This window comes from Brevibacillus sp. AF8 (assembly GCF_021270385.1).
In the GTDB taxonomy this organism is placed as follows: Bacteria; Bacillota; Bacilli; order Brevibacillales; family Brevibacillaceae; genus Brevibacillus.
Map to the genome: position 1 here is coordinate 22,497 of NZ_JAGQDN010000014.1, position 12,116 is coordinate 34,612.

Annotated in this window: 9 protein-coding genes, 1 other RNA gene and 1 other annotated feature; of the genes, 1 reads left to right on the plus strand and 9 read right to left on the minus strand. The window is 49.6% G+C overall.

Features of this window, described 5'->3' with window-relative positions; all coding sequences use genetic code 11:
- Positions 1-17: 17 nt before the first annotated feature.
- The 4 genes from recD2 to cymR form a co-directional block, all read right to left on the minus strand.
- Complete coding sequence (gene recD2, locus KB186_RS17940) at positions 18-2,279, minus strand: SF1B family DNA helicase RecD2 (RefSeq protein WP_173608437.1); 2,262 nt, start codon at positions 2,277-2,279, stop codon at positions 18-20.
- A gap of 80 nt (positions 2,280-2,359) precedes the next feature.
- Positions 2,360-4,024, minus strand: coding sequence for a methyl-accepting chemotaxis protein (locus KB186_RS17945; protein WP_232774098.1), 1,665 nt, complete (start codon positions 4,022-4,024; stop codon positions 2,360-2,362).
- 168 nt (positions 4,025-4,192) lie between these two features.
- The gene (locus tag KB186_RS17950) at positions 4,193-5,338 is read right to left on the minus strand and encodes a cysteine desulfurase family protein (RefSeq protein ID WP_221868867.1); all 1,146 of its coding nucleotides are present in this window, start codon (positions 5,336-5,338) and stop codon (positions 4,193-4,195) included.
- Between the two features lie 168 nt (positions 5,339-5,506).
- A complete protein-coding gene (gene cymR / locus KB186_RS17955; protein ID WP_012685608.1) occupies positions 5,507-5,926 on the minus strand; it encodes a cysteine metabolism transcriptional regulator CymR in 420 nt (139 codons plus the stop codon).
- A 97-nt stretch (positions 5,927-6,023) separates the two neighbouring features.
- Here cymR and KB186_RS17960 point away from each other — a divergent pair, with 97 nt between their 5' ends.
- Positions 6,024-6,197, plus strand: coding sequence for a hypothetical protein (locus KB186_RS17960; protein ID WP_162837766.1), 174 nt, complete (start codon positions 6,024-6,026; stop codon positions 6,195-6,197).
- A 16-nt stretch (positions 6,198-6,213) separates the two neighbouring features.
- Here KB186_RS17960 and KB186_RS17965 read toward each other — a convergent pair whose 3' ends face one another.
- The 5 genes from KB186_RS17965 to hisS all read right to left on the minus strand — a co-directional run bounded on the left by KB186_RS17965 (position 6,214) and on the right by hisS (position 11,721).
- Positions 6,214-7,572, minus strand: a complete 1,359-nt coding sequence (locus KB186_RS17965; protein WP_232774099.1) for a replication-associated recombination protein A — start codon at positions 7,570-7,572, stop codon at positions 6,214-6,216.
- A gap of 6 nt (positions 7,573-7,578) precedes the next feature.
- Positions 7,579-8,334 (minus strand): tRNA threonylcarbamoyladenosine dehydratase, encoded by a 756-nt coding sequence (locus KB186_RS17970; RefSeq protein ID WP_173608441.1) that lies wholly within the window; start codon positions 8,332-8,334, stop codon positions 7,579-7,581.
- Between the two features lie 65 nt (positions 8,335-8,399).
- A non-coding RNA gene (gene ssrS / locus KB186_RS17975) (6S RNA) lies at positions 8,400-8,581 on the minus strand.
- Positions 8,582-8,631: 50 nt separating this feature from the next.
- Positions 8,632-10,422 carry an aspartate--tRNA ligase gene (gene aspS / locus KB186_RS17980; RefSeq protein WP_232774100.1) on the minus strand — a complete coding sequence of 597 codons (1,791 nt, stop codon included), beginning with the start codon at positions 10,420-10,422 and terminating at the stop codon, positions 8,632-8,634.
- A 24-nt stretch (positions 10,423-10,446) separates the two neighbouring features.
- On the minus strand, positions 10,447-11,721 hold the full coding sequence (gene hisS, locus KB186_RS17985; protein WP_173608443.1) for a histidine--tRNA ligase: 1,275 nt from the start codon (positions 11,719-11,721) through the stop codon (positions 10,447-10,449).
- Between the two features lie 125 nt (positions 11,722-11,846).
- Positions 11,847-12,105: a binding site (T-box leader), on the minus strand.
- Between the last annotated feature and the right edge of the window lie 11 nt (positions 12,106-12,116).

Consider the following 12,116-nt stretch of genomic DNA (forward strand, 5'->3'; position numbering starts at 1 on the left):
CGCAAATGGTTCCAAATTCACTCTTGCTTTAGCCGTTCCTCCAGGTAACTGTACCGTACCCCCTCCTCATCAGACTCTACAGCAGCACGGAACGCATCCGGCTCTCCACACATGATGAGGAATGATTTGCTCCGGGTAATCCCGGTATAGACCAACTTGCGTCTGAGCATACGGTAGTAACTTTTGACAAACGGCATGATCACAATCGGAAATTCGCTGCCTTGAGACTTATGAACCGAGCAGCAGTAGGCAAGCGTCAGCTGATGATAGTCCGAACGCTTGTACACCACTTCCCTGTTATCAAAAGCAGCGACCAGCATCTCCTGGTTCTCCGCATTTTCATTCGGGAAAAAGATGGCGACGATCTCACCCATGTCACCGTTAAACACCTGTTCTTCAGCATTGTTTACCAATTGCAGAACCTTGTCTCCTGTACGGAAAGTCGTCTCTCCAAAAGTAACTTCACGCTTTTGCGGCGTTTTCGGATTAAACAGCTCCTGCAATTCTTCATTCAACCGGTTCACACCGGCATTACCTTTATAGATAGGGGCTAATACCTGAACATCTTTTGCCGTATATCCTTTTTTTACGGCTCCGAAACAAATTTGTTTCACTGCTTCCGGAACTTCTTGTGGCAAACTTGTGAAGAATCGCCGATCCGGGGTGGTGTGAAGCAAATCTGCCGGTACATTCCCCTTGCGTACATCATGGGCCAACCGAATAATGGTAGACTCTTCCGCTTGCCGATAAATTTCTGTTAGCTGCACCAACGGTAGCAATCCAGATCGGATCATATCCAACAGGACGTTGCCCGGTCCTACAGAAGGCAGCTGGTCAGGGTCACCTACCATGATGATCTGCATGTCGTCTGGGACCGCACGAAACAATTGATTTGCGAGCCAGATATCGACCATGGACATTTCATCCACAATTAATAGCCGACCACGGATTGGGTGCTCCGCATCATGCTCGAAGCTCTCCCCTTTGTAACCGAGCAAACGATGGATGGTCATAGCAGGTAAACCCGTAGTCTCTGTCATACGTTTTGCTGCACGTCCAGTAGGAGCCACAAGAACAATCGGGAACGGATTTTCTTCGTTGTATTTTTTCAAGTCCAGCGACAATCCATGAAGCTGGGAAAAGACACGACATATCCCACGAATCACTGTCGTTTTCCCCGTACCAGGTCCCCCTGTCAACAGCATCAGACCTGCTTTGATCGCCTGTTCAATGGCATCACGCTGCGTCTGGGCATACGTAATCCCCAGTTCATCCTCGACAGCCCCTAACGCACGGTAAAATTCCGATGTCGGGAACGTACCGAATTCATCACGCGCAGCGAAGTGACGCAGTCTTTTGGCTAGACCGAGCTCAGCAAAAAACAGAGAGGGCAAATACACCCGCTCATCTTCCCAGGCAATTTTGCTCGACACAAACAGGGCTTCCACTGCCAGTCGAATATCGTCACCAGAAAAGACGTGTCCCCCGCACTCTTCGAGAAGGCGCAGCGTTTTTTCACAAAGCTCCTCCACAGGCAAATAAACGTGTCCTTCTGAATACGAAGCCTCTTGCAGCCCAAAGAGTGCCGCTGCCTTCACACGTTCTTCCGAGGAAGCCGCGATACCAGTTGCTCGTGCAATGTCATCCGCCCGCTTAAAGCCGATTCCTACGACATCCTCAATCAAACGGTATGGCTCTTCCTTCAGCACTGTCATCGTTTCCAGCTTGTAGGTCTGATAAATACGCAGCGCCATGTTTACACCAATGCCGAAGTCGTACAAGAAAACCATGGCACTTTCCAAAGAACGATGCTCGACTACAGAATCATAGATCGTTTTGGCACGTTGTTCAGAAATGCCTGGTACCTCAGCCAATCGCTCCGGGAAGTCCGCGATAATGGACAGCGCATCTACCCCGAGCTGCTCTACAATTCGTTTGGCCATCTTCTTTCCGATCCCTTGAAATAAGCCACTGGCTAAGTATCGCTCAACCCCGGCCAATGTCTTCGGTGTTTCACGTTCATAGCGCTTTGCTACATACTGCTGTCCAAATCGAGGATGTGTTTTCCATTCACCGTAAAAGGTGTACAGCTCATCTGGATGTGGACGAGGAAAATTACCGACAATAATGACCTCCGATTCTTTGGTCGATTCGGTAGTCTCTTCTATCTTTAGACGGATAACTCCGTACCAGGTTTCATCATTGTAAAAAATTTCTTGAGAAACAAATCCTCGAATGTAGGTTTCTGCAAACAGCGAGATTGACTGCTGCTCGTCCATCTAAACGCCTCCTTACATAAAAACCGTTCCAGAAAGGAAAAATCCACTTCTCTTGAAAGTGGATTTCTCATATGCTCGTCTTAAATTGTAAATCGTTTTACTTGTTCTGACAACTGCTCGGCCATTTTCGCCAACGTTTCGGATGCCGCTGTCATTTCCTCGGACGTTGCTGACTGTTCTTCGGACGCTCCTGCCACTTCCTGTGTATCTCTTGCCGCTATTTCCGCAAGCCCAGCAATTTTTTCGGAGTGACTCACCAATTGGACTGTATCGCGATGAATCGCTTGGGCAGCATCGTTCATGCGATGTACTTGCTGGCTGACGTCTTGAACGGCCGCCAAGATTTGCTTAAAGCTGTCCCCTGCCTGGGCCACTCCTTCGCGTCCATCCTGGATAGCGACAGCAGTCGTTCCCATTTCCGATACAGCCGCGAGAATATCTGTATGGATCGTATGAATCAAGCCTGCTATCTCTTCTGCTGCCTCACCCGATTGCTCAGCCAGCTTGCGTACCTCTTGGGCCACAACCGCAAATCCGCGTCCCTGTTCCCCCGCCCGGGCAGCCTCGATGGCGGCATTCAAAGCCAATAGATTCGTTTGGTTGGATATTTGACGAATGGTCGTGATGATTCCGATGATTTGCTCGGATTGAGAGCCAAGCTCGCGGATAACCTGCTCTGTTCGACGGGCATGATCCGTGATTTGATCCATCTCTTGTACGAGCTCTTTCAGCTTGCCTTCACCAACCTGTGCCAATTGATTCGCGTCTGTCGCATCGACATTGACTTGAGAAGTCGAGGCCGCAATAAGTTGAATATCTCCACCGATACGAGACAAAAAGCGCACTGTATCCGTCACCGTTTGTTTTTGTTGTTCGGAACCCGTCGCGATTTCCGAAGAAGCCATGGAAATCTGTTCGGAAGCACGTGCACTTTCTGTCGCACTCGCAGTTAATTCTTCCGAAGCTGCCGCGACTTGTTGGGCTACTCGCTGCACCTCGTTGACCATGCTGCGAAATACCCCCATCATCTCATTGTACATCGATGATAATTCCCCAAGCTCGTCCCGGGAACGAACAGTCACTTGCGTGGTCAAATCTCCAGTCTCTGCACGCTTCATTGCTGATACCAGCTCTTTTAACGGTCGTACCAGCTTGTTGACAATAAAAATACCCGTGACCAGCGCTAGGCTGGCACTTATGAGACTGAGGAGAAACATCATCGGACGACTGCTTTCAATCGTCGTCAGCAAATCATTCTCGTAGCTGCCAATGACAAGAATCCACCCGTTCGGCAACTGCTTATACGCCGCCACTTTGGTAGAGCCTCCGAATTCATATTCGATCCAGCCGTTTTTTTGAGCGAGCATGACTTGCGTGAATTCCTCATTCGCCAAAGAGGTACTCTCCACTTTCGGATCTGGATGAAAGACGGCGATTCCACTCGCATCCAAGATATAGGCGTAGCCAACCATGCCATTTGGCTTGTAATATTTTTCGGCCACCTCGCGTGTTATTTCGTTAATTTTCTGTCTGCTTCCCTCACGAATCGTTGTATCTTGAGCGTAAGCAGCCAGCTCACGCGCCTTCATTTCCGTTATGTATTGCAAGTCAGATACAGCCAGCTTGTAAAGCGCGCTGCGCGCATTTTCAAATTGGATATAGCCGACGACCATTAATGGGAGCATGGTTAGGATGAGTATCGTAAACACCAGTTTGTAGCGAATGGAGTATCGTCTGGCCAACATGAAAGTCCTCTCCTTATCGGATGATCCGAATTGTATAGTTCTTCAGGAATAGTACTACAGCATCATTTTACCATCCTCTTCCACTATTCACCACAAACTCCAATAAGAAACCCGCTTTAGCTCAAAGAAAAAACCGCTTGGCTTCATCCAAACGGCTTTCATCCTTCGCTATTCACGAACCAAGCGCTTTACAATCGCAGCAACCGCTGTAGCAGCCTGTTTCGCCTCTTCCACCGTATTCGTAATCCCAAAGCTGAAACGAATAGCTGAAAGAGCAATTTTATCGTCCAAGTGCATCGCTTTCAGCACATGTGACAGCTCTAATGATCCGGATGTACAAGCTGAGCCGCTCGCAGCTGCAATCTTGGCGATGTCCAGATTCATCAGCATGGTTTCTGTATGGGCGCCAGGGAATGACACATTTAAAATATGTGGCAAAGTCTGCTCGCGATGTCCATTCAGGCAGAATGTAATTCCCGCTTCCTGCCAGACTGCGATCATCGCTGCTTTCATCTGCTCATACTTTTCAACCCGCTCCGCCATTTCCTCGCGAGCGACCTTTGTCGCTTCGGCAAACCCAACAATCCCAGCCAGATTTTCCGTTCCCGCTCTGCGTTTACGCTCTTGTGAGCCGCCGTGCAAAATCGGGGAAAACGGAACCTTACGCGCTAAATACAAAGCGCCGACTCCTTTTGGCCCATTAATTTTATGGGCGGATACCGAGAGCATATCTACAGGCAGCTTTCGTGCATGGACAGGCAGTACACCAAAAGCCTGTACGGCATCTGTATGAAAAACAATCCCTTTTTCTCGCAGAAAGGTGCCGATTTCCTCGATTGGCTGGATCGTTCCTACTTCATTGTTGCCGTACATAATGGACACTAGGACCGTATCCGGGCGAACCGCTTGTTTCAGGTCTTCCAAATGAACCATGCCTGTCTGGTCAACAGGCAAGTATGTCACTTCAAATCCTGCCTGCTCCAAAAATTCACAAGCATGCAAGACCGCATGATGCTCGATCTGCGAAGTAATGACGTGACGACCACGTTCGCGCTGTGCCATTGCAGCGCCAATGATTGCCATATTGTCGGCTTCTGTCCCGCCACTCGTAAAGATAAGCGATTGCGGATCAGCATCCATAAAGTCTGCAATCGTATCTCTCGCATGCTCCAACGCTTTTCGCGCTTCGCGACCAGCACCATGGACACTGGATGGATTCCCGTATACTTGCGTCAAATAGGGAGTCATAGCAGCAACTACCCGCGGATGAACGGGCGTAGTTGCTGCATGGTCAAAATACATTCGATCTGACACTGCTGTCACCTTCTACCAACTTATAGTACGTGTTCAAAAAGTCGGCTTTTTAGCACCGAGAAGATGGCGAGCACCGGACTTCGGAGGTGAACGCCATATTCGATGTCGAATTAGATTTCTGAGCTACTTCGTGATCAAAAGACGACTTTTTGAACAACCTCTTATATTCTAGATGTAAAACATATAATTATCGGCAGGACCATCGTCTTCAAAGCTGATCAAGTCTTGAAGAGAGGTCGAATCCAGAACAGAAGAAATACTATCCCGAATACGCAGCCATAAAAAACGCTTAGCCGGATCTTCTTCCTCTGCAAATTCCACAGGGCTGATCGGTCCTTCCAGCACGCGAATCACATCTCCAGCAGAAATCTCATCCGGCTGCTTTGCCAGAACGTAACCTCCATATGCGCCACGAATGCTTTTTACCAAACCCGCGTTACGCAGAGGTGCAATCAATTGCTCCAAATAATGCTCGGACAAATCGTGTTTTTGGGCGATGCTCCGCAGGGAAGTCGGCCCTTCACCGCAACGGTTGGCCAATTCCATCATGATCGTCAGCCCGTAACGTCCTTTCGTTGAAATCTTCACGTTAACAACTCTCCTCTTTGTATCGGTAATACGCGCCAGCCCCCTACATGTCTTCAGTATCGCGGGACACACTAACATCTTAGGGGGTGATATGCAAATGACAACGAACAAACGCTCGGAACGAGGTCGCAACCACCCGTCCGATACCTTGTACGACCAACCCGCAGGCACGATTGCTCACAAAGCCCGTTATGGTGCGAGTGAGCAGAGCAAACAGCCGAATGAAAACGGTGATTTGCCCAATAAACCAGGCGGAAATGTCCGCACTTAACATGTTAGCTCCCCCATTATTCGGGGGAGTTTTTCCTTGGCAATCCACGCTCATCCATCTTCTGTCTTTCTTCCTGGAAGCGGCGAATGTGACGCTCATAGCCGTGATCCTTTGGCTGGTAGAACGAGTAGTTTACACCGTCAGGCAGATACTGTTGAGGTACATATCCATATGGATAGTTATGAGGGTACAGATATCCCTGACCGTGTCCCAGCTTCGCAGCTCCCTTGTAAGCAGAATCTCGCAGATGAATCGGCACTTGCTTGTGACCATCCGTTCGGATACGATCCAACGCGGAATTAATTCCGTTGTAAGCGGCATTGCTTTTGGGGGCGGTTGCCAGGTACGTCGTCGCTTGTGCTAAAGGGATACGCCCTTCAGGCATCCCCACCAATTCTACCGCCTGAAAGCAGGAAATCGCAACTGTGATCGCTTGCGGATCAGCATTTCCGATGTCCTCTGAAGCCGAAATGACCAAACGGCGAGAAATAAACCGCGGATCTTCTCCAGCATCAATCATCCTTGCCAACCAGTAAAGAGCTGCATCGGGATCAGATCCACGAATGGATTTAATAAAAGCAGAGATCGTATCGTAATGGTTGTCCCCACTCTTATCGTAGCGTACAACCCTGCGCTGAATGGATTCTACGGCGACGTCCAATGTCACCGTAATTCTTCCATCCGCTCCTGGTTGCGTCGTTGTCACCGCCAGTTCCAATGCATTGAGCAATCGCCTGGCATCCCCTTCAGCGTATTGAATCAAATGCTCAGCCGCTTCCGGTTCTACTGTGACAAATAGCTCTGCCAATCCATTTTCTTCATCAGTAAGGGCCCGATCCATGACCTGCTTCAATTCCTCATGAGAAAGCGATTGAAGGGAAAATACTTGTGAACGCGACAAAAGCGCCGGATTCACCTCGAAAAAAGGATTCTCCGTCGTAGCGCCGATCAAAATAATCGTGCCTTCCTCCACATAAGGAAGAAGGGCGTCCTGTTGCGATTTATTGAAGCGGTGTATCTCGTCTACGAACAAGGTTGTCCGCTGACTATCCATGACGAGCCGTTCCTTTGCCGCATCTACCACTTTGCGAATGTCAGCGACACCAGCCGTAACGGCATTTAACTCGGAGAAATGCGTACGTGTGGTTCGGGCAATGACTTTTGCCAGTGTTGTTTTCCCTGTTCCTGGAGGTCCGTAAAAAATGACAGAGGACACTTGATCTGCTTCAATCGCGCGTCGGAGCAGCTTTCCAGGAGCTAAAATATGCGATTGCCCGATTACATCCTGAATCGTTTTCGGCCGCATCCGCGCAGCCAATGGCTTCTGTTTGCCGCCACCCTGCTGGTCATAGGCAAACGTGAATAAATCATCCATGTTCCACTATCCTTTTACAGGCTGCCACTCCAAAATATCTCTTGCCACTACACTGGCCAAAATTAAACCAGCTACAGAAGGCACGAAAGCATTACTTGCTGGAGGCATCCGCACTTTACTAATCGGTGAGTCCGGGTTGGAAACGATCTGTTCGCGTACATCTACACGTACGGTTACGGGAATCTCACGGGAATATACCACTTTTACCCCTTTGTAGATACCGCTTTTCCGCAGCTCACGACGAATGACCTTTGCAATCGGATCATAACTCGTTTGGGAAATATCGGCAACCTCAAAACGGGTCGGGTCCATTTTGTTCGCCGCACCCATGCTAGAAATAATAGGGATATTGCGACGCTTCGCTTCCTTAATTACATGTAGCTTTGCGGACATGGTATCCATCGCATCCACGATGTAATCCAGTTCATGCTCAAACAGCTCATGCGCTGTTTCTTCATTGTAGAACATATTCAGTGTAACGACCTCGCACTCTGGATTGATCGTCGCAATACGTTCCTTCATGAGCTCAGCCTTTTTTTGACCGACTGTGTTCAGCGTCGCGTGGATTTGGCGGTTGATGTTTGTGATGTCTACTACATCCTTATCTACCAAAATGAGCTTGCCTACACCTGTACGCGCGAGTGCTTCTACTGTAAAGGAACCGACTCCGCCAATCCCTAATACAGCAACGCGACTATTTTTCATTTTTTCCAAACCTTCGGGACCGAAGGCCAATTCACAACGAGAAAATTGATGAAGCATATTTCGTGTCACCTTTCACAAGCGAGTTTATAGTCAATCGGAAAAGTAGGATTGAAGTAGAAAAAAGGAGCCCCATTATGCCGTGTTGCTCCTTAGTTTTGAACCTGCTCATCGCAGGTGGGTGTCTTGCCGAACTGTTACAGACGTCCACTCTAAGGAGGCATGCCTTTACAATCACGGACGAAAAACTCCCTAAACAAACTTTGTGGCTCAAAACTATCGGATGTCACGGGCATCGCAGGGCTTTCATCATAGTATTACCAATGTATCAAAGAGCAATGCAGTTGCGCAAGTCGATTACGCTTCTACCTTTTCTTCTTCTGTGACAATTGTTGCAATGGACAGCTCTTTCAATTGTTTTCCGTCTACGACATCTGGTGCGTTTACCATCAGGTCGCTCGCACTTGCTGTTTTCGGGAATGCGATGACTTCGCGCAGGTTGGTGCGGCCAGCCAAGAGCATGATCAGACGGTCCAATCCAAGAGCAATTCCACCGTGTGGAGGTGTACCGTACTCGAATGCATCCATGAGGAAGCCGAATTGTTTCCGCGCCTCTTCTGGTGTAAAGCCAAGGGCGGTAAACATTTTTTCTTGGACTTCGCGCTTGAAGATTCGCATGGAACCTCCGCCGAGCTCGTATCCGTTGAGAACCATGTCGTACGCTTGTGCGCGCATTTGACCTGGATCGGTGTCGAACAGGTGCAGGTCTTCGTCTTTTGGACGTGTGAACGGATGGTGCAGGGCAACGTAACGTTTTGCATCCTCATCCCACTCAACCAGCGGGAAGTCTACTACCCAGAGGAATGCAAACTGGCTTTGGTCAATCAGACCAAGTTCAGCACCCAGCTTGGAGCGAAGAGCACCCAGCGCATCTGCTACTACTTTTGGTTTGTCAGCAACGAACAGGAGCAAGTCGCCTTCTTCTACCGCCAAGCGTGCTTTCATCTCGTTAAGCTCTTCTTCTTTAAAGAATTTCGCAATTGGCCCTTTGACCTCTCCGTCTTTGAAGCCGATCCAAGCCAAGCCCTTCGCGCCATAACGGGAAGCGAATTTGCCCAAGTCGTCTGCTTCTTTACGGGAGTAGTGTCCGCAACCTTTTGCATTGATCGCTTTTACTTGTCCGCCGCCAGCTACTGCTGCTGCAAACACCTTGAAGTCGCTTGTCGCAACCAGATCAGATACGTCCGTCAGCTCCATGCCGAAGCGTACGTCTGGTTTGTCAGAACCGTAACGCGCCATGGCATCCGCATACGTGAGACGAGGGAATGGAGTCGGTACGTCTACGCCAATCGTTTGCTTGAATACGTGAGCGACCATCTTTTCCATCATTGGCAGGATTTCTTCCATAGACAGGAAAGAGGTTTCAATGTCCACCTGGGTAAATTCAGGCTGACGGTCAGCACGCAGGTCTTCGTCACGGAAGCAACGTGCGATTTGGTAATAGCGCTCCAAACCGGATACCATCAAAAGCTGTTTGAACAGCTGTGGCGATTGCGGCAGGGCGTAGAACTCGCCTGGATGTACACGGGAAGGCACGAGGTAGTCACGTGCGCCCTCAGGCGTGCTCTTCTGGAGAATTGGTGTTTCGATTTCCAGGAAGTTGTTCTCATCCAGGTAGTCACGGAAAGCTTTTGCTGCTTTACTACGCAAAAGCAGGGAGCGCTGCATTTCCGGACGGCGCAAGTCGAGGTAGCGGTATTTCAGACGAACTTGTTCATCTACATCGATCTCATCTTCAATCAGGAACGGAGGCGTTTTTGCATCGTTCAGGATTTCAATTTCGGAGATGTGCACTTCTACTTCGCCTGTTTTCAGCTTTGGATTGACTGCTTCTGGTGCACGGTTTACTACTTTCCCTTTTACAACCAGTACGTATTCGCTGCGAACCTTGTCAGCCGCTTCCCAAGCTTCTTTGTTGTACTCCGGGTTGAATACGATTTGGACGATGCCAGTGCGGTCACGGAAGTCGATGAAGATGACGCCTCCGAGGTCGCGGCGCTTTTGTACCCATCCGTTCAGTACGACTTCCTGTCCAACGTGTGCTTTTGTTACTTCTCCACCATGTACGGTGCGATATTGCCAAGACATGATCATTTCCCCCAATGATTTGTTTTATTGATTTACTTTTGCAGCGAGTACAGCAATGAGTTCCTCGCGTTTCACTTCTTGTTGCTCGCCTGTTGCCATTTCCTTTAGAACAACCGTGCCATTCGCTAATTCAGACTCACCGATGATCGCAGTAAAGCGAGCCTGTAAACGATCTGCTTGCTTCAGCTGTGCTTTCATTTTCCGATCCAGATAATCCAGCTCAGCCGCAATCCCCGCCTGGCGCAATTGGTCGACGAGTACGAAGGCTGTTGTTTTCGCTTCTGGTGTCTGCACCACTACGAAGCAGTCGATGCCACCCGAGATTGGCAGTTGAACGCCTTGCTTTTCCAGAGCCAATAGCAGACGCTCGATACTGAGTGCGAATCCGATGCCCGGCATATCGTCGCCGCCCAGCTCTGCAACCAGTCCGTTGTAGCGCCCACCGCCACATAGCGTTTCTACCGCACCGATCTCCGCCATTTTGATTTCAAATGCGGTCAGTGTGTAGTAATCCAAGCCGCGCACCAGGCGCGGATTTACATGAAACGGAATATCCAGCGCGGTCAAATAGTTTTGTACGGCTTCGAAGTGTGCCGCTGATTCCTCGCTCAAGTAGTCCAAAATGGACGGAGCATCCATCGTCAGTCTTTTGCATTTTTCATTTTTGCAATCGAGCACGCGCAACGGATTGCGATCGATACGAGACTGGCAATCCTCGCACAGCTCGGAGCGAACACCGTTCAAATGTGCGAGTAAATGCTCACGGTGACGCGCCCGGTCTTCTACTGTACCTACGCTGTTCAATTCCACAGAAAGTCCTGTCAATCCGAGCTCCTGATACAGACGTATCGCAAGGCCAATGACTTCTGCATCGATCGCTGGATCGCTTGAACCGATCGCTTCTGCACCGAACTGCACGAATTGGCGATAGCGGCCTGCTTGCGGACGCTCGTGACGGAACATCGGTCCTAAGTAGTACAGCTTGGTCGGCTGATTAGGCACACCGTACAGCTTGTTTTCCACGTAGGAGCGCACAACACCCGCTGTCCCTTCTGGGCGCAGCGTGAGGGCATCCGTACTGCGCGGATTGGCTACACTGTACATTTCTTTTTCCACGATATCCGTGGTCTCGCCTACACCCCGTTGGAACAACTCTGTGCTCTCAAACAGCGGTGTACGAATTTCCGCGTAATTGGAGCGGCGACACAGATCGCGGGCCTTGGCCTCCACGTAGTGCCACAGCTCTACAGTACCAGGCATGATATCCTGCGTACCGCGTGGGATCTGGATTCTTGTCATTCCTCTCGAACCTCCATGTCTTTTCAAAAACTCGGGCTAAAGCCAAACCTTCAGGATCAAGGAACTTTTCTTTATGACCAAATAAAAAAGCCCCTCGTCTCCTGACATTTAGCAAATCGCCGCATGTCAGGGACGAGAGACTGGTTATACTCCCGTGGTGCCACCCTGTTTGAATAGCCTACAATTACAAAAGGCTATCCCACTTATTAGCCGTTAACGCCGGCACACGCCTGCCAGTTACTGGGGAAAGAGATTTCTTTCAGCCGTTCACTGCGGTCTTCAGGGATGTCATTCACCAAGCCGTTATACGAAAGCACTCTCAGCCACGGCGCTTTCTCTCTGGGCATCCGGTTCCTGGATACTTGTTCCCGTCATCAGATCATTTCTTATTCAAT